We start from the raw sequence: 18,778 nt of genomic DNA, 5'->3' as shown, positions 1-18,778 counted from the left end.
GCCGGGCGCTTCGTTCTCGCGCTCGGCCTGCTGTGCGTTCTCCCGCCACTCCATTCCAGCCATCATGCGCATCACCGCCTTCGTGCGACTGGCGACGGCCGCCACGCTCCTGACGCTCTCGGCCACCGCGTGCAGCGACGAGGACGAGACCATCCCGGTCGAACCCGCGCCGACGCTCGTCGCGCCGACCGGCGTCACCACCACGACGACGAGCACCGCCGTCACCGTCAGCTGGCAGTCCGTGACCGGCGCCACCGGCTACGTCGTGCAGCGCGCCGCCGGCACCTCGGGCGGCACCTTCGTGCAGGTCGGCGACGTGGTGACGGGTACCACGCTCACCGACAACGCGGTCTCCGCCGCCACCGACTACCGCTACCGCGTGGGCGCGGTCCGCAGCGGCACGAGCGGCCCGTTCAGCGGCGAGGTCGTGGCCCGCACGACCGCGAGCCCCGTGCAGGGGCCGCGCGTCCGCCGCATCACGGGGAACATCACGGCGAGCCAGACCTGGTCCACCGACTCGACCTACGTGCTGTCGGGCTTCATCAAGGTGCAGAACGGCGCGACGCTCACCATCCAGCCGGGCGTGACGGTGGTCGGCGACACGACGGTGCCGGGGAGCTCGCTCTGGATCCTGCGCGGCGCGCGCATCAATGCGGTCGGCACGGCGGCGCAGCCGATCGTCTTCACCTCGCAGCGCGCGGCCGGCAGCCGGTCGCCGGGCGACTGGGGCGGCCTCGTGATCGTCGGCAACGGCATCATCAACCGCAGCGGCACGACGATCACCACCGAGGGCGGCACCGCGGGCGTGGCCGAGAACTACGCGGGCGGCACCGACAACAACGACAACAGCGGCACGCTGCGCTACGTGCGCATCGAGTTCGCCGGCTTCGACGTGTCCAACGGCGCCGGCCAGGAGCTCAACTCGCTGTCGATGTACGCCGTCGGCCGCGGGACAACGCTTGAGTACGTGCAGACCCTGTCGGGCCTCGACGACTCGTTCGAGTGGTGGGGCGGCGCGGTAGACGGCCGCTACCTCGTCTCGTACGAGTCGGGCGACGACCACTTCGACTGGACCGAGGGCTACGTCGGCCGCAACCAGTTCATGATCGCGCTGCAGACGCAGCGCCTGGTGCCGCGCACGGGCGCGGGCGTGTTCTCGAGCGACCCGCGCGGCTTCGAGGGCGACGGCTGCGATCCGGGCACCTCGGGGTGCGTGGTCACGGCGACGGGGACGAGCACCCCGTACTCGATGCCCGTGTTCGCGAACTTCACGATGGTGGGCACCGGACCGCTCGGCGGCTTCCCGGCCGACGGCAACGGCGCCACGCTGCGCCGCGGCACCGGCGGCACCTTCCGCAACGGTCTGCTGGCGCGCTGGCGCGGCATCGGGCTGAACATCCGCGACGCCTGGACCGACTCGATGCGCGTGAAGGACAGCCTCTCGATCCGCGGGCTCGTGCTGGCCGAGAACGGCTTCAACTTCGACACGACGGGCGCGGGCAACAACGGCCTCGGCACGCCGGACAAGTTCGCGGGCAGCAACGTCCGCACGGCGACGGCCGCGGCCGCGCTGCTGACCAGCATCAACCCGACCTCGCTCGACTGGCGCCCGATCGCCGGCGCGGCGAACCCGCTGACGTCGGGCGCCGAGACGACGCCCGCGGCGCGCGTCGCAGGGTACTTCACGGCCGGCGGCGGCTGGGCCAACACGAGCTACATCGGCGCGGTGGAGCCGGGCGCGGCCAGCCCCTGGTACGCCGGCTGGACGCGCTACGCCATCAATTGAGCGGGATGTCCCGGACCTTCCGCTCGTGGCCGGTGCGCGCCGCGGTCCTCGTGACCGCGGCGTGCGCGCGCGGGGAGACGGCCGCGGTGGCCGACTCCCCCACCACCGTCGCCGCGGCGGTGATCGACAGCGTCGTCCCACGCGACGAGGAGCTGCGGCGCTTCCGGCAGGGCGTCGATTCGGTCGACGCGCTCGCCGGCGGCGCGCCGAGCGCCGACGCGCTCGTGCGGCGCTTCGCGACCGCGCTGGAGGCGCGCGACACGGCGACGCTCCACGCGCTCCGCATCGACCGCCGGGAGTTCGCTTGGGCGTACTACCCCGCCAGCAGGCTCGCGCGGCCGCCGTACGACCTGTCGCCGGCGCTGATGTGGTTCCAGCTGGAGGGCAACAGCGGGCGCGGGCTGTTCCACGCGCTCGAGGAGCGCGGCGGCCGCCCGCTCCGCTTGTTGTCGCACGCCTGCCCGCGGGTCGACGCTGAGGGCGCGAACCGCATCCACGCCGGCTGCACGATCCGCCGGCTGCAGGCGCCCGGCGACACCGTGCAGGAGCAGCTCTTCGGCGCGATCCTGGAGCGCGGCGGCTCCTTCAAGTTCGTGAGCTACTCCAACAGGCTCTGATGGCGGCCGTCGGGGACACGAGGACCTGAACGAGAGGTGGCGGGCGGCGTCTCCCGTTCGTCTATTCCGGCAGGCACGGCCGCCGGCCGCTCCGCTCCCCTCCCCGCCCGCCATGCGCACGCCCTCGCGGCTCCCCCTCCTCGCGCTCCCCCTCGTGCTGCTCGCCGCCTGCGGCGGCTCCGACTCCACGGGTCCCGACGGCGGCACCACCCCGCCGCCGACGACGCTCGGCGCGCCGACGTCCGTGCAGGGGACGGCCCTCTCGACGAGCGCGGTGCGGCTCACCTGGACCGCCGTCACGGGCGCCACCGCCTACGTCGTGCAGCGCACGCCGGCCGGCGGCAGCGCGACGCGCGCCGGCGTGGCGACGGCGGCGACCTTCGACGACAGCGGCCTGCTGCCGGCGACCAGCTACCAGTACCAGGTCGCCGCCGTGCGCGGTGCCGACACGAGCAGCTACAGCGCCGCCGTCACGGTCGCGACGCGCGCGCTCGGCGCCGTCGCGGCCGCGCTGCGCGGCGACATCACCGCGTCGCGCACGCTGAGCGCCGACACCACGTACGTCATCAGCGGCTTCGTGAAGGTGCGCGCGGGCGCGACGCTGACCATCCAGCCGGGCACGCGGCTCGTCGGCGACAGCACGGTCGCCGGGAGCCTGCTGATGATCGCGCGCGGCGCGCGCATCGACGCGCGCGGCACCGAGGCGCAGCCGATCGTCTTCACGTCGCAGCGCGCCGCCGGCAGCCGCGCGCCGGGCGACTGGGGCGGCCTCGTGATCGTCGGCAACGCGCCGTCCAGCCGCACGCCGGCGCTCGCGCGCACGGTCGGCACGGCCGCGCAGGCCGAGACGTACGGCGGCGGCACGAGCGCCGGCGACGACAGCGGCATCCTGCGCTACGTGCGCGTCGAGTTCGCGGGCGCCGAGGTGCCGACGGGGACCGACGGGACGCCGACGGCGGTGGGCGCGTTCTCCTTCTACGCCGTCGGCCGCGGCACCACGGTCGAGTACCTGCAGGCGCTGGAGAACCTGGGCAGCAGCTTCCAGTGGTTCGGCGGGACCGTGGACGCGCGCTACCTCGTCTCGTACGAGTCCGGCGACGACCACTTCTCGTGGAGCGAGGGCTACCAGGGGCGCAACCAGTTCGTGATCGGCTTCCAGAGCCACGAGCCCGCGCCGCGCGCGGGCCTCGTCTCGACGACGCCGCGCGGCTTCCAGGGCTACGGCTGCGACCCGAACGTCGAGGGGTGCGTCACGTCGACGCAGGCGCCGATCTCCGAGCCCGTGTTCGCGAACTTCACGCTCGTCGGCCCGGGCGCCGGCGGCTTCGCCGCCCTCCAGACGCGCGACCAGTCGCACGGGATCATGATCCGGCGCGGCTCGGGCGCGAGCCTGGTGAACGGCGTCGTGGCGCGCTGGCAGGCGCAGGGCCTCTCGGTGCGCGAGGCGGCCACGGACACGCTGCGGCAGCGCGACTCGCTGTACATCGGCGCGGTGCTGCTGACCGACAACCAGCTCGGCCCGTTCGACGCCGCGGGCGGCGCGGGCTTCGGCACCGCGACGAACTTCCCGGGCGCCGTCGCGGGCACGGGCACCGCGGCGACGCTCTTCACTGCGCTGCCGACCGGCGTCCCGACGGCGGCCGCCTTCGACTGGACGCCCGCCACGCCGCTCCGCACGGGCGGGCTCGCGGCGTTCCCCACGCGCGTCGCCGCACGCACGGGCGGCTTCTTCGGCGCACCGCTGGCGACGACGACGTATCTGGGCGCGGTCTCGCCGACCGGTCCGCGCTGGTGGCAGGGCTGGACGAGCTACGCCCGCAACTGACAGTGGCCGACGAGGTCCCACATGCGGCGCCGCGCGGCATGAAGCTCACCGCGCGGCTCCTGCTCGGCGCCGCGATGGTCGTCGCCGTGCTGCTGCTGGTCGTGCTCGCGGTGCTCGACTACCGGCTGCGCACCGAGGTGCAGAGCGGGCTGCGCGAGCAGCTCACGCGCGAGGCGCGGCTGGTGCGCGTGCAGTGGACGCCGGCCGTCGCGCCGGACGCCATGGCCGACGCGGCGGGTGAGGCGCTCGGCCACCGCGTGACGCTCATCGCCGCCGACGGGCGCGTGCTCGGCGACTCCGAGTTCGACGACGGCGCGCTGGCCGCGCTCGAGAACCACGCGACGCGTCCCGAGGTCGTGCAGGCGCTGCGCGAGGGCGTGGGCGTCGCGCGCCGCCCCAGCCGATCGGCCGGCGACGAGGAGCTCTACGTCGCCGTGCGCGCCCCCGGCGGGGTGGCGCGCGTGTCGGTCAGCACGCGCGCCGTGGACGCGATCTTCGCCCGCAGCCGCGGCGAGGTGTTCACGGCCGGCGCGATCGCGATGGTGGTCGCGCTCGGCCTCGCGGCGCTCTTCTCGCGCAACGTCTCGCGCCCGGTGGCCGAGCTGCGCGACGTCACGCGCGCGCTCGCCGCCGGCGATCTCTCGCGCCGCCCCGCGCTCTCCGCGCCGGGTGAGGTGGGCGACCTGGCCGACGCCGTGCGCGTGCTGGCCGAGCAGCTGGAGGCGCGCCTGGCGGCGCTGGGTACCGAGCAGGCGCTGATGGTCGCGCTCACCGAGGCGCTGACCGAGGGCGTCGTGGCGGTGGACGCGCGGCAGCGCGTGGTGCGCGTGAACGCGGTCGCGCAGCAGCTGCTGGAGCTGCGCGACCCGGTCCCCTTCTCCATCGACCGGCTCCCGCGTCTTCGCCCACTGCGGGCCGCGCTCGGCGAGGCGCTGGCGGGCGCCGCGACGCCCACCGAGGAGATCCGCGTCAACGGCCGCGTGCTCGCGCTCACCGCGCGGCCGCTGCCCGCCGGCGGCGCGGTGCTCGCGCTGCTGGACCTGACGCCGCTGCGACGGCTGGAGAACGTGCGCCGCGACTTCGTCGCCAACGTCTCGCACGAGCTGAAGACGCCGCTCACCGTCGTCGCCGGCTTCGCCGAGACGCTGGTCGAGGACGAGCAGCTGACGCTGGAGCAGCGGCAGCAGTTCGCGCAGACCGTGCTGGCGAACGCGTCGCGCATGCAGCGCATCGTCGACGACCTGCTCGACCTCTCGCGCATCGAGAGCGGACGCTGGCGCCCGGCGCCGGAGGAGGTCGACGTCGAGGAGGCGAGCGCGGAGGCGACGGCCGCGGTGCAGAGCGTGGCCGCGAAGAAGGGGGTCGCGCTCGAGATCGCGCCCGCGCCCGACGCGACGGTCCTGCACGCGGACCCGACGGCCGTGCGGCAGGTCGTCAGCAACCTCGTCGAGAACGCGGTCCGCCACACGGCCGCCGGCGGGCGCGTCGCGGTCACGACCCGGCGCAGCGACGAGGGGATCTGGCTCTCGGTGCGCGACACCGGCATCGGCATCGCGCCGGAGCACCTGCCCCGCGTGTTCGAGCGCTTCTACCGCGTGGACCCCGGCCGCTCGCGCGAGGCCGGCGGCACGGGTCTCGGCCTTGCGATCGTGCGACACCTGGTCGAGGCGCACGGCGGCCGCATCCACGCCGAGAGCGAGGTCGGGCACGGGACGACGATCGAGGCGCTCTTTCCCGAGGTGGCCGAGGGCTGAGGCAGCGGCGATGACGCCGATGTCACGTGCTCGGTGGCCGTTTCGTTACAGAGCGCCGGTCGATCCGTGACACGGTAGCGACAGGCTTCGCGGCGAATGTAACGGCGGCCGCCGGACGGTGGCGCCGACGTCCCCGAGTCCCGTCCTCGTGTCGAACGCTCGCCCGCTTCCGGTGCCGCGCGGCCTCGCCGCCGCCGTGGTCGCCGTCTTCCTGCTCTGCCTCGCCCCGGCGCGGCTGTCGGCGCAGACCGACGCGCCGCGCGACTCGCAGCCCGCGAAGCGCGACACCGCGCGCACGCCCGCGCCGCGCAGCCGCGCGTGGTACGAGCGGCTGTCGCTGCGCGGCTACACGCAGGTGCGCTACAACCGCCTGCTCGAGACCAATCCCGACCTGACGTGCGCCCAGTGCGACCGGTCGATCGGGCGCAACAACGGCTTCTTCATCCGTCGCTCGCGCATCGTGCTCAGCGGCGAGGTGCACCCGCGCGTCTCGGTCTACATCCAGCCCGACCTCGCCTCCGAGGCGAACGGCCAGCTTCACTACGCGCAGATCCGCGACGCGTACTTCGACCTCTTCCTGGACAGCGCGAAGACGCTCCGCCTGCGCGTCGGGCAGAGCAAGATCCCGTTCGGCTTCCAGAACCTGCAGTCGAGCTCCAACCGCCTGCCGCTCGACCGCGACGACGGCCTCAATAGCGGGCTGCCGAACGAGCGCGACCTGGGCGTGATGGGCTACTGGTCGCCGCCGACGGCACGTCATCGCTTCAAGGTCCTCACCGACAGCGGCTACAAGGGCTCGGGCGACTACGGCGTCGTCGGCCTCGGCATCTTCAACGGCCAGACCGCCAACCGCGCCGAGCAGAACGACGGCCAGCACGCGGTGCTGCGCGTGAGCTATCCGTTCCAGCTGCCCGGCGGCCAGTTCGTCGAGGCGGGCGTGCAGGGCTACAGCGGCCGCTTCGTGATCCCCAGCTCGCAGCGCACCGCGGGTCTGAACGCTCCGCGCGAGTTCGACGACCGGCGCGTCGCCGCGTCGCTCATCGTCTATCCGCAGCCGATCGGCTTCCAGGCGGAGTGGAACGTGGGGCGCGGGCCGAGCTTCTCGCGCGAGGGGACGCCGACCATCCGCGAGGAGCACCTGTCCGGCGGCTACGCGATGGTGATGATGCGCACCAAGCCGGGCAGCCACGTGCTGACCCCGTTCGCGCGCGGCCAGTACTACGACGGCGGCAAGAAGCTCGACACCGACGCGCGGCACCACCGCGTGCGCGAGCTCGAGGTCGGCGCCGAGTGGCTCCCCTTCTCCGCGTTCGAGCTGACGGCGAGCTACGTCGCGTCGGACCGGCGCACGAGCGACTTCGCCGCGCCGGACGCTCGCGAGCAGGGGCGCTTCCTCCGCCTCCAGGCGCAGTTCAACTACTGACGGCCGACGGCGTGGCGCCGCCCAGCGGTGGCGCCCGCCGTGACCCAGCCGTGACAGGACGCTCGCCGAATCGGGACGCGGCCGTGGCAGCGTTCCCACGCGGGCAGCGCAGCATGAGCGCGCCCGACACCCACCACCGATCCAGGAGCGACGCGTGAAGCGTCTCATGATCCTCGCCGCCGCCGCGCTCGTCGCCGCGTGCGGCTCGTCCGACAAGCAGGGCGACACGAAGGGCGCGGCGCCCGCGAGCAGCGGCTCCGTCGACCTCACGGGCGCCGGCGCGACCTTCCCGTATCCGCTCTACTCGAAGTGGTTCTCCGAGTACGCGACGGCGAAGAACGTCCGCATCAACTACCAGTCGATCGGCTCGGGCGGCGGCATCCGCCAGCTCTCCGAGCAGACGGTCGATTTCGGCGCCTCCGACGCGCCGATGTCGGACGAGGAGATGTCGAAGGCGAAGGGCGGCAAGGTGCTGCACATCCCGACCGTGCTCGGCGCCGTCGTGGTGACGTACAACGTCCCCGAGCTGCAGCAGCCGCTGAAGCTCACGGGCGAGGTGCTCGGCGACATCTTCCTCGGCACGATCACCAAGTGGAACGCGCCGCAGATCGCGGCCCTCAACCCGGGCGTCGCGCTGCCCGCGCGCGACATCCTCGTGGTGCGCCGCTCGGACGGCAGCGGCACGTCGTACATCTTCACCGACTACCTGTCGGCCGTCAGCGCGCCGTGGAAGGCGGGCCCCGGCAAGGGGAAGGAAGTGCGCTGGCCCGTGGGCCTCGGCGGCAAGGGGAACGAGGGCGTCGCCGGCCAGGTGAAGTCGACGCCGGGCACCATCGGCTACGTGGAGCTGGCGTACGCGACGCAGAACCGCCTCCCGGTCGCGGCCATCCGCAACGCCGCCGGCACCTTCGTCACGCCGTCCATCGCCAGCGTGACCGCGGCCGCCGCCGGCGTTGCCGAGCAGCTGCCCGCGGAGTCCGATTACCGCGTGTCGATCGTCAACGCGCCGGGCGCGGAGGCCTATCCGATCTCGTCGTTCACCTGGCTGCTCGTCTACGAGACGCAGCGCGACGCCGTTAAGGGCCGCAAGCTCGTGGACTTCCTCGGCTGGGCGCTGAAGGACGGCGCGCGGTTCGCCGCGCCGCTGGACTACGCCCCGCTGCCGCCGGCGCTCGTGACGCGCCTGGAGCAGCGCCTCGCGACCATCAAGCTGGACGCGCAGCCGTGAGCGACGCCGTCGCCCGCTCGGCGCTGGCCGGGGGGCTCGACCCCTCGGCCCGGGCGCGCGCCACGCCGCCCGCAGCGGCGAGCGTGCGCATCGAGGGCTCGGCGGCCGGCGACCGGATCTACCGCGGTGTCACCACTGCCCTGGCGCTGTGCGTGCCGCTGCTGCTGCTCGCCATCGCGATCGCGCTCGGCGTCGCCGCGTGGCCGGCGCTGCGCACCGCGGGCCTCTCCTTCCTGACGTCGAGCGAGTGGGACGCGACGCGCGGCACGTTCGGCGCCGCGCCGGCGCTCTACGGCACGCTCGTGTCGTCGGCGCTGGCCATCGCGCTCGCGACGCCGCTGGCGCTCGGGTCGGCGATCTTCCTCTCCGAGTTCGCGCCGCGCTGGCTGCGGACGCCGGCCGCGTTCCTGATCGACCTGCTGGCCGCCGTGCCCAGCGTCGTGTACGGGCTGTGGGCGGTGTTCGTGCTGCTCCCGCTACTGCGCGAGCACGTGATGCCGTTCCTCCAGAACACGCTGCATCTCGGGAGCACGCCGCTGTTCTCCGGCCCCGCGTACGGGCCGAGCATGCTGGCGGCGGGGCTGATCCTGGCAGTGATGGTGCTGCCGTACGTCGCCGCGGTCGCGCGCGAGGTGCTGCTGGCCGTGCCGCGCTCCCAGCGCGAGGCGGCGCTGGCGCTCGGCGCGACGCGGTGGGAGATGATCCGCGACGCGGTGCTGCCGTACGCCCGCTCGGGCATCATCGGTGGTGTCGTGCTCGGCCTCGGGCGCGCGCTCGGCGAGACGATGGCCGTGACGATGGTCATCGGCAACCGGCACGAGATCTCGTCGTCGCTCTTCTCGCCCGGCTACACGATGGCGTCGCTGGTCGCCAACGAGTTCAGCGAGGCTACGGGCGACCTGCACCTCTCGTCGCTGATGGCCGTGGGCGCGGTGCTGTTCGCCGTCACGCTGGTGGTGAACGCGATCGCCCGCTACCTGGTGTGGCGCGTGTCGCGCCGGGGGCGCGCGTGAGCGCCGCGATGTCGCCCGCCCGCCCGACGGTGCGCCGCCCGCGCTCGCTGCGCGGCCGTCGCGCGCGCAGCCGCGTGATGGTGGTGCTCACCTACCTGGCCGCGCTGCTGGCCGTGCTGCCGCTGGTGCTGATCCTGGGCTACCTGCTGAAGCAGGGCGCGGCCGCGCTGTCGCCCGACTTCTTCACGCAGCTGCCCAAGCCGCCGGGTGAGGCGGGCGGCGGGATGGCGAACGCGATCGTCGGCACGCTGGTCGTGGTCGGCATCGCGGCCGCGATCGGCCTGCCGATCGGCATCGGCGCCGGGATGTACCTGGCCGAGCGGCGCGACGAGCCGCTGGCGACGGCGGTGCGCTTCCTGTCGGACGTGCTGAACGGGCTCCCGTCGATCGTCGTCGGCATCTTCGCGTGGGAGTTCCTCGTGCGACCGGCCGGGCACTTCTCCGCGCTCGCGGGCGGCGCCGCGTTGGCCGCGATCATGATCCCGATCGTCACCCGCACCACCGAGGAGATGCTGCGCCTCGTGCCCAACTCGCTGCGCGAGGCCGCGCTGGCGCTGGGCTACCCGCAGTGGCGCACCTCGCTGGTCGTCGTGCTGCGCACCGCGCTGCCGGGCATCGTCACCGGCGCGCTCGTGGCCGTGGCGCGCGTCGCCGGCGAGACGGCCCCCCTCCTCTTCACCGCGTTCGGCAACCAGTTCTGGTCGGTCGAGCTGGGCCAGCCGATCGCCGCGCTGCCGCTGCAGGTCTTCACCTATGCCATCAGCCCCTACGACGAGTGGCACGCGCACGCCTGGGCAGGCGCCCTCGTCCTCATCGGGATCGTCCTGGTCATCTCGGTGGCGGCCCGCGTCGCCACGCGCTCGCGCTTCGGCACCGCCGGCGAGTGAGCCCGTGAGGCACCTCCCCACTGCCGCGCTGCTGCCCGCGCCGGCCGACGAGGACGCGCCGGCGCGACTGGCCACCGCCGACCTGCGCGCGGGCTTCGGCAAGGCGCGCGTGCTGCACGGCGTCTCGCTGGGCTTCCTCGACCGGCAGGTGACGGCGATCATCGGGCCGTCGGGCTGCGGCAAGTCGACGCTGCTGCGCTGCCTGAACCGGATGCACGACACCGTGCCCGGCTCGTTCGTGCAGGGGAGCGTCACGCTCGACGGGCAGGACATCTATCGCGGCGGCATCGACGCGAACGCCGTGCGCCGGCACATGGGCATGGTGCTGCAGCGCCCGACGCCCTTCCCGACGATGTCGATCCGCGACAACGTGCTGGCCGGCCTGCGCGGGCACGGGCAGTCGAAGCCGTCGCGCGGCGAGGCGGACACGATCGTCGAGGCGGCGCTGCGCCGCGCGGCGCTGTGGGACGAGGTGAAGGACCGCCTGCGCACGAGCGCCCTCGGGCTGTCGGGCGGGCAGCAGCAGCGCCTGTGCATCGCGCGCGCGCTGGCCAACGGCCCGCAGGTGCTGCTGCTCGACGAGCCGACCGCGTCGCTCGACCCGATCTCGACGCAGCGCATCGAGGAGCTGGTGTACGAGCTGCGCCACGAGCTGACCGTGGTGATCGTGACGCACAACATGCAGCAGGCCGCGCGCGTCTCGGACCGCACCGCGTTCATGCTGGCGGGCGAGCTGGTGGAGGTGGCACCGACGCGCACGCTCTTCACCACGCCCGCCGACGCGCGCACCGAGGCGTACATCACCGGGAGGTTCGGATGACGGCCGCCCCCGCCGCCGTCGCCACGGGCGTGACCACGGGTGGCATCGAGGCGCAGGGCTTCTCGTTCTGGTACGGCGAGAAGCAGGCGTTGCACGAGGTCACCGTCGCCGTGCCGCCGCAGCAGATCACGGCGTTCATCGGACCCTCTGGATGCGGGAAGTCCACCTTCCTGCGCGCCATCAACCGCATGCACGACCTGGTGCCCGGCACGCGGCACGCCGGCAGCATCCTGCTCGACGGCGAGGACGTGCATGCGCCGGGCGTCGACGTGGTCACGCTGCGGCAGCGCGTCGGGATGGTGTTCCAGCGCTGGAACTGCTTCCCGAAGTCGATCTACGACAACGTCGCCTACGGCCCGCGGCTGAACGGATCGCCCACGCGGGCGGAGCTCGACGCCGTGGTGGAGCACGCGCTACGGCGCGCCGCGCTCTGGGACGAGGTGAAGGACCGGCTGCGTGCCAACGCGCTCGGCCTGTCCGGCGGCCAGCAGCAGCGGCTGTGCATCGCCCGCGCGCTCGCGAACGAGCCCGAGGTCCTGCTGCTCGACGAGCCCACGGCGTCGCTCGACCCGATCGCGACGCAGCACATCGAGGAGCTCCTGTACGATCTCCGGCGGGAGCTGACCATCGCCATCGTGACCCACAACATGCAGCAGGCGGCGCGGATCTCCGACCGGACCGCGTTCTTCTTCCTCGGGCGCCTCGTCGAGGCGGGCCCCACGCAGGAGCTCTTCACGAGCCCGCGCGAGGAGCGCACCGAGGCGTACATCACGGGGAGGTTCGGATGACCGGCGCGCCCGCGGAGGCCACCCGCTTCCGCCACTTCCACGACCAGCTCGGCGCGCTCAAGGCGCGGCTGCTCGACATGTCGGAGCGCGCCGAGGCGCTCGTCGAGACCGCCGTCGAGGCGCTGCTCGCGCACGACATGGCGAAGGCGGAGCGCGTGCTCGCCGGCGACCGCGACGTCGACGCGCTCGAGATCCAGGTCGAGGCGCTGGCCGTCGAGCTCCTGGCGCTGCAGCAGCCGATGGCGCGCGACCTGCGCTTCATCATCAGCGCGATCAAGGTGTCGAGCGACCTCGAACGCGTGGGGGACCACGCGGTGAACATCGCGCAGTCGGCGATCCGGCTGTCGAAGCTCGCCGCCCCACCCGGCCCCGCGCCGGCGCTGGAGGACATGGCGCGGCGGGCGCGCAAGATGCTCAGCGACGCGCTCGACGCGTTCGTCCGGGCCGACGGCGTGCTGGGCCGCGAGGTGTGCCGCGCCGACGACCAGGTGGACGCGCTGCACGACTCGGTGTTCCGCATCCTGCTCACGCACATGATGGCCGACCCGCGCACCATCAACGCGTCGCTCGAGTACCTGCTGGTGAGCCGCAACCTGGAGCGCGTGGCCGACCTCGCGACCAACATCGGCGAGGACGCGGTCTATCTGGCGGAGGGGAAGACGATCAAGCACAATCTGGAGCATGCCGGCGACCCCCGTCCTCCCCGAGAGCCCCGCTGACCGTCTCGCGTACCGCTTCCCGGGCGGCGGGCGATGAACGACCGCCTGCCGCCCGACCTGGAGGGTGACGGCGCCGGCGCCAGCGACGCCACGGCCACCTACCAGCCGCGTCTCGCGCGCCCACGGCGCGGACCCGCGGGCCGGCCCGTCGCGGACGACGCGCTGCGCATCGCCGCGATCGACATCGGCTCCAACTCGATCCGGCAGATCGTCGCCGACGTCTCGCCCGACGGCGCGATCCAGGTCGTCGACGAGATGAAGGCGATGCCGCGACTCGGCAAGGGCGTCGACGCCACCGGGACGCTGGCGGACGACTCGATGGAGCTCGCGCTCTCCGCCCTGTCGCGCATGGCCATGCTCGCGCGGCAGATGGGCGCGGACCGCATCGAGGCCGTGGCGACGAGCGCCGTGCGCGACGCCGACAACGGTGGCGCCTTCCTGGAGCGGGTGCGCGAGGAGACGGGGCTGCGCGTGCGGCTGCTCACCGGCGAGGAGGAGGCGCGACTCTCCTTCCGCAGCGCGCTCGCGCACTTCGAGCTCGGCGTCGGCCGCACGGTGGTGATGGACATCGGCGGCGGCTCCCTGGAGCTGGTGCTCGCGGCCGACGGCCTGCTCGACCGCCTGGAGTCGTTCCCGTTCGGCGCGGTGCGCACGACCGAGCAGTTCCTCGCCGACCTGCCGCGCGGCGGCGCGCGCGCCGAGGAGGCGCTGCGCCAGCTGCGCCGCGCGGTGCGCTGGGCGGTGCGCGACCGCCTGCCCGTGAAGGAGTGGCGCGGCGCGCGCGTGATCGGCTCCGGCGGCACCTTCACCAACCTCGCGGGGCTGCTGCACGCGCGGGGGGGCCTCTCCGGCGCACGCACGCGCCACGGCACCGTCGCGTCGCGCGCGGAGCTCACGCGCACGCTCGACGCGCTGGCGACGCTCACGCTCGAGGAGCGCGCGGCGGTGCCCGGCCTCAACCCGGCGCGCGCGGACATCATCGTCGCCGGCCTCGCCGTGGCGGCCGAGGTGATGTCGGTGTTCGAGGCGCGCGAGCTGCACGTGTCGGGCTACGGCATCCGCGAGGGGCTGCTGCTGGAGGCGGCCGCCGTCGCGCCCACCATCGCCGATCCGGGCGAGGCGCGCGAGCGCTCGGTGCGCGCGTTCGCGGAGCGCTGCCACTACGAGCAGCCGCACGCCGACCAGGTGCGCCGCCTCGCGCTGCAGCTGTTCGACCAGCTGGGATCGCGCATCGGCGCGCAGCCGGGCGACCGCGAGGTGCTCGCCGACGCGGCGCTGCTGCACGACGTGGGCTACCACATCAGCCACGAGAAGCACCACAAGCACTCGTACCACCTGATCCTGCACGCGGACCTGCTGGGCATGACGCCGCTGGAGCAGGTGGCGGTGGCGAACGTCGCGCGCTACCACCGGGGGCCCGAGCCGAAGAAGAAGCACGAGAACTTCGGCAAGCTCGATCGCGCGCTGCGCGAGCGCATCGTGCGCCTGTCGGCCGTGCTGCGCGTCGCCGATGGCCTCGATCGCGGGCACGCGAGCGCCGTGCACCACGTGGACGCGCGCTGGGCGCAGGGCACGCTGCGGCTGTCGCCGGTCCCGGTGGCCGGCGCCGGCGCGCTGCGGCTGGAGCTGTGGGGCGCCAGCCGCAAGGCGGAGCTGCTCGCCGAAGTCCTCGGCGCGCCGGTCGAGCTGGTCGCGCCCGACGGCGCGACCGTGCTGCCGGGCGGCGACGGCGAGGGCGAGTAGCGGCGCGCCCCCGGTCGCCCTCAGTCGCCCGTCGTGACGCCCTCCGGTCGGACGCGCGCGCCGTCACGGCGCTCCGGTGGCGGCGCGTCGGGCATCGCGTCGGCCACCTGCCCCCACGGATCGCGCTGCAGGATGCGGTGCGTCGACCACTCCGGCCCGTCCGGCTCCGGACGCCGCTGCCGGTACGTCCCGTCCGCGTGCAGCTCCCACGCCTGCCGGTTGTCGCGCAGGCAGGTGTCGAGCAGCGAGCCGAGCGCGGAGTGGAGCGACGGGTCCTCGACGGGCGCGATGGACTCCACGCGCCGGTCGAAGTTGCGCGGCATCCAGTCCGCGGAGCCGATGTAGTACTCGGCCTGCCCGTCGTTGCGGAAGTAGAAGATGCGCGAGTGCTCCAGGAAGCGCCCCACGATCGAGAGCACGCGGATGCGGTCGCTCACGCCCTCGACGCCGGGGCGCAGGCAGCAGATGCCGCGCACGATCAGGTCGATGTCCACGCCCGCCTGCGACGCCTCGTAGAGCGCGGCGATCGTCTCGGGATCCACGAGCGCATTCATCTTGGCGATCATGCGCGCCGGCCGGCCCGCGCGCGCGTGCGCCGTCTCGCGCGCGATGAGCCCCAGCAGCCGCTCGCGCATGTTCGCGGGCGCGACCAGCAGCTTGCGGTACAGCCGCTGCCGCGAGAAGCCCGTGAGCGTGTTGAACAGGTCCGAGAGGTCGGCGCCGATGGACGGGCTGGCGGAGAACAGCCCGACGTCCGTGTAGAGCCGCGCCGTCTTCGAGTTGTAGTTGCCGGTGCCCAGGTGGCAGTAGCGGCGGATCACGCCGTCCGGGTCGCGGCGCACCACCAGCACCGTCTTGCAGTGCGTCTTGAGGCCGGGCAGCCCGTAGGCCACGTGCACGCCGTAGCGCTCCAGCGTGCGCGCCCAGTTGATGTTGTTCACCTCGTCGAAGCGCGCCTGCAGCTCCACCAGCACGGCGACCTGCTTCCCCGCCTGCGCGGCGTCGGCCAGCGCGCTCACGATGTCCGTGTCGCCAGACGTGCGGTAGAGCGTGAGCTTGATCGCGAGGACGTGCTCGTCCTCCGCCGCCTCCTTCAGGAACCGCTCGACGGTCGCGTCGAACGAGTGGAAGGGGTGGTGCACCAGCAGGTCGCGCTCGCGGATCACGTCGAAGATCGAGCGCGCCGCGCCGCCAGGCCCCGTCTCGCGGAGCACGCCCGGCACCACCGGCGTGTGCGGCGGGTCCTTGAGCTGCGGGAAGTCGAGCTGCGTCAGCGCCATCAGGTCGCCCAGCTCCAGCAGGCGGCCGCTCTCGTGCACCTCGTCCTCGGTCAGCGCGCTGACGCTCTGCGTCTCCGCGTCGTTCAGCTCCTCCAGCAGCAGCTGGCGCAGCGCGACCGGCATCCCCTCCTGCACCTCGAGGCGCACCACCTCGCCGAAGCGGCGGCGGAAGACCTGCTGCTCCACCGTGTCGAGCAGGTCCTCCACCTGGTCGATCTGCCCGAGATCGAGGTCGCTGTAGCGCGTGATGCGGAACGCGAACCAGCGCAGCACCTCCATCCCCGGGAAGAGCGCGGCGAGGTTCGCGCCGATGACCTCCTCCAGCGGGACGAAGTGGTTGGGCGTGCCCGTGGGCACCCAGCGCGAGAGCAGGCGCGGCACCTTCACGCGCGCGAAGTGCTCCTCGCCGCGCTCGGGGTCGCGCAGCTCGACCGCCAGCGACAGCGACAGGTTCGAGATGTACGGGAACGGGTGGCCCGGATCGACCGCCAGCGGCGTGAGGATCGGGAACACCTGCGACTCGAAGAACTCGTCCACCCGCATCCACTCGGCCGGCGTCAGCTCCGACATGCGCACCAGGCGGATGTCGTGCGCCGCCAGCAGCGGCAGCAGCTCCTCGTGCAGGCAGCGGTCGCGCAGCCCCAGCAGCTCGCGCACGCGCATCTGGATCGCGCTCAGCTGGTCCGTCGGCGTCAGGCCGTCGGGCGGGTACTGCACCGCCCCCAGCGCCGCCTTGCGGCGCAGCCCCGCCACCCGGACCATGTAGAACTCGTCCAGGTTCGTGCTGAAGATCGACAGGAACTTCAGCCGCTCCAGCAGCGGCACGCGCGCGTCCAGCGCCTCGTGCAGCACGCGCGCGTTGAACTCGAGCCAGGACAGCTCGCGGTTGATGAACAGGGCGGACGGCGGCAGGCGGATCGGCACGGGAGCTCGGCGGGCCTGGAAGCGACGACGTCCGCGCCATGGCAGCCCATGGGCGCGGACGTCAGGGCGTCTCGAGACGGTACGACGCGGGCGGCGGGTCGTCCAGAGCACGATCGGCGCCGCGCCGCCGTCACCTCGCGATCACATCGGGATGAGCGTGTTCAGCAGCCAGAACGAGAGCGCCGCCATGATCGCCGCCGCCGGAATCGTGAGGATCCATGCCCAGACGATGCGGCCGGCGAGCCCCCACCGCACCGCCGAGAGGCGGTTGGTGGCGCCGACGCCGACGATCGAGCCGGTGATCGTGTGCGTCGTGCTGACCGGGATGCCGAACTTCGACGCGATCAGGATAATGAGCGCCCCGCCCGTCTCCGCCGCGAAGCCGCCGACCGGCCGCAGGCGCGTGATGCGCGAGCCCATCGTGTGCACGATGCGCCAGCCACCGAAGAGCGTGCCGAGGGAGATCGCGAGGTAGGCCATGACCTCGACCCAGAGCGGCGGGACGACGCCCGCGTTCGGGACGTAGAAGAACGCCTTCCAGCCGGACTGGCCCTGGAAGACCGCCTGCGCCTGCGTCGAGGCGAGCAGGCCGACGATGATGCCCATCGTCTTCTGCGCGTCGTTGCCGCCGTGCGCCAGCGAGAGCAGCGCGGAGCTGAGCAGCTGGCCGGGGCGGAACACCTTGTCCACGCGGTGCGGCGTGGCGCGGCGGAAGAGGTTGAAGACGGCCACCATGATGAGGAAGCCCATCAGGGCGCCGAGCATCGGCGAGAGCGCGATGGCGGAGAGCGTCTCGATCCACTTGCGACCGAACGTGATCCCCGCGAGCCCTGCCTTCGCCAGCCCGGCGCCCGCCAGCCCGCCGATGAGGGCGTGCGAGGAGCTGGACGGGATGCCGAAGTACCAGGTGAGCAGGTTCCAGATGATCGCGCCCAGCAGCGCCGCGAACATCAGGTTCGGGTTGACGATCGCGGGATCGACGAAGCCCGTGGCGACGGCCTTGGCGACGGCCGTCTTGACCACGAAGAGGGCGGCGAAGTTGAACACCGCCGCCCAGACCACCGCCGCGAACGGGCTGAGGACGCGGGTGCCCACGATGGTGGCGATGGAGTTCGCCGAGTCGTGGAACCCGTTGATGAAGTCGAACAGGAAGGCGACCGCGACGATCGCCAGGATGTAGGTGAGCACGGAGGAGAGGGCGCGGGCGCCTGGCGACTCAGGAGTTCTTGAGCGCGATGCTCTCGAGGACGTTGGAGACGTCCTCGCACTCGTCCAGCGCTTCCTCGAGCTTGTCGAAGAGCTCCTTCCACTTGATGACGTCCAGCGCGTCGGGCGTGCCGTCGAACAGCTCGCCGACGGCGGCGTGGTACAGCGCGTCGCCCTCCTCCTCGAGCTGCTTGATTCGGCGCCCGCACTCGACGACCGCCTTGGGCTTCTTGATGTCGCGGACCTGCTCCTCGATCGTCTTGCCGGCGCGCACGAGGACCTCGGTCAGCTTGAGGGCCGCCGGGCGCGTCTCGGTGATGCGGAACATGCGCGCGCGGCGCGCGGTCCCGTCGATCAGGTCGACGACGTTGTCGAGGCGCGTGGCGAGGCGGTGGATGTCCTCGCGGTCGAGCGGCGTGACGAAGCTCGTGTCGATGCGCGTGTTGACCTGCTGCACGAGCACGTCGGCCTCGTGCTCCACGTCCTTGATCGCCGCCTCGTAGTGCTGCAGGCGCGCGGGATTGCTGAACAGCTCGTGCAGGAGCGTCACGCTGGACGTGATGCGCTGCGCGATCTGCGCGAACATGTCGAAGAACTGCTCGTCGCGGGGGATGAGTCGCACGAGGGGAGGTGCTCGGGGTAGGAGGCCGGCGCGGGCCGGCCGAGGGCGGCTGTAAGCAGTCGGCGCGGCCCATCGGCGGCCACGGCCGGCGGCGTAACGGTTCTGTCACGGCAGGCTGGGCCGCGCGAGACTCCGCGCGGCGC

15 protein-coding genes are annotated in these 18,778 nt (G+C 73.2%); 12 read left to right on the top strand and 3 right to left on the bottom strand.

Going from position 1 to position 18,778, the window contains the following annotated elements:
* The first annotated feature begins 64 nt into the window (after positions 1–64).
* From rosag_RS22715 to rosag_RS22660, 12 genes are all read left to right on the top strand, one after another.
* On the top strand, positions 65–1,786 hold the full coding sequence (locus rosag_RS22715; protein WP_284352473.1) for a fibronectin type III domain-containing protein: 1,722 nt from the start codon (positions 65–67) through the stop codon (positions 1,784–1,786).
* Positions 1,787–1,791: 5 nt separating this feature from the next.
* Positions 1,792–2,403 carry a hypothetical protein gene (locus rosag_RS22710; protein WP_284352472.1) on the top strand — a complete coding sequence of 204 codons (612 nt, stop codon included), beginning with the start codon at positions 1,792–1,794 and terminating at the stop codon, positions 2,401–2,403.
* 112 nt (positions 2,404–2,515) lie between these two features.
* Entirely contained in the window at positions 2,516–4,228 is a 1,713-nt protein-coding gene (locus rosag_RS22705; RefSeq protein ID WP_284352471.1) for a fibronectin type III domain-containing protein, read from the top strand.
* Positions 4,229–4,230: 2 nt separating this feature from the next.
* On the top strand, positions 4,231–5,982 hold the full coding sequence (locus rosag_RS22700; RefSeq protein ID WP_284352470.1) for a sensor histidine kinase: 1,752 nt from the start codon (positions 4,231–4,233) through the stop codon (positions 5,980–5,982).
* Positions 5,983–6,130: 148 nt separating this feature from the next.
* On the top strand, positions 6,131–7,405 hold the full coding sequence (locus rosag_RS22695; RefSeq protein WP_284352469.1) for a porin: 1,275 nt from the start codon (positions 6,131–6,133) through the stop codon (positions 7,403–7,405).
* Between the two features lie 166 nt (positions 7,406–7,571).
* A complete protein-coding gene (gene pstS, locus rosag_RS22690; protein WP_345784876.1) occupies positions 7,572–8,633 on the top strand; it encodes a phosphate ABC transporter substrate-binding protein PstS in 1,062 nt (353 codons plus the stop codon).
* A complete protein-coding gene (gene pstC / locus rosag_RS22685; RefSeq protein ID WP_284352467.1) occupies positions 8,630–9,646 on the top strand; it encodes a phosphate ABC transporter permease subunit PstC in 1,017 nt (338 codons plus the stop codon). The genes pstS and pstC overlap by 4 nt, the downstream gene beginning before the upstream one ends.
* Before the next feature lie 8 nt (positions 9,647–9,654).
* Positions 9,655–10,533: a phosphate ABC transporter permease PstA gene (gene pstA, locus rosag_RS22680; RefSeq protein WP_284352466.1), complete on the top strand. Its 879-nt coding sequence runs from the start codon at positions 9,655–9,657 to the stop codon at positions 10,531–10,533.
* 4 nt (positions 10,534–10,537) lie between these two features.
* Positions 10,538–11,353 carry a phosphate ABC transporter ATP-binding protein PstB gene (gene pstB, locus rosag_RS22675; protein ID WP_284352465.1) on the top strand — a complete coding sequence of 272 codons (816 nt, stop codon included), beginning with the start codon at positions 10,538–10,540 and terminating at the stop codon, positions 11,351–11,353.
* Between the two features lie 44 nt (positions 11,354–11,397).
* Positions 11,398–12,141, top strand: coding sequence for a phosphate ABC transporter ATP-binding protein PstB (pstB, locus tag rosag_RS22670; RefSeq protein ID WP_345784875.1), 744 nt, complete (start codon positions 11,398–11,400; stop codon positions 12,139–12,141).
* The gene (gene phoU, locus rosag_RS22665; protein WP_284352463.1) at positions 12,138–12,860 is read left to right on the top strand and encodes a phosphate signaling complex protein PhoU; all 723 of its coding nucleotides are present in this window, start codon (positions 12,138–12,140) and stop codon (positions 12,858–12,860) included. The genes pstB (rosag_RS22670) and phoU overlap by 4 nt, the downstream gene beginning before the upstream one ends.
* 33 nt (positions 12,861–12,893) lie before the next feature.
* Positions 12,894–14,603 carry a Ppx/GppA phosphatase family protein gene (locus rosag_RS22660; protein ID WP_284352462.1) on the top strand — a complete coding sequence of 570 codons (1,710 nt, stop codon included), beginning with the start codon at positions 12,894–12,896 and terminating at the stop codon, positions 14,601–14,603.
* Positions 14,604–14,623: 20 nt separating this feature from the next.
* On the opposite strand, the gene ppk1 is transcribed toward rosag_RS22660, so the two are convergent.
* From ppk1 to rosag_RS22645, 3 genes are all read right to left on the bottom strand, one after another.
* A complete protein-coding gene (ppk1, locus tag rosag_RS22655) occupies positions 14,624–16,807 on the bottom strand; it encodes a polyphosphate kinase 1 (protein WP_284352461.1) in 2,184 nt (727 codons plus the stop codon).
* Between the two features lie 141 nt (positions 16,808–16,948).
* Positions 16,949–17,995, bottom strand: a complete 1,047-nt coding sequence (locus rosag_RS22650) for an inorganic phosphate transporter (RefSeq protein WP_284352460.1) — start codon at positions 17,993–17,995, stop codon at positions 16,949–16,951.
* Between the two features lie 28 nt (positions 17,996–18,023).
* Complete coding sequence (locus rosag_RS22645) at positions 18,024–18,635, bottom strand: DUF47 domain-containing protein (RefSeq protein ID WP_284352459.1); 612 nt, start codon at positions 18,633–18,635, stop codon at positions 18,024–18,026.
* Between the last annotated feature and the right edge of the window lie 143 nt (positions 18,636–18,778).

The organism is Roseisolibacter agri (genome assembly GCF_030159095.1).
GTDB classification, from domain to species: Bacteria; Gemmatimonadota; Gemmatimonadetes; order Gemmatimonadales; family Gemmatimonadaceae; genus Roseisolibacter; species Roseisolibacter agri.
Note: the sequence above shows the minus strand (reverse complement) of the source record. Positions and strands in the feature narration are given on the sequence as shown.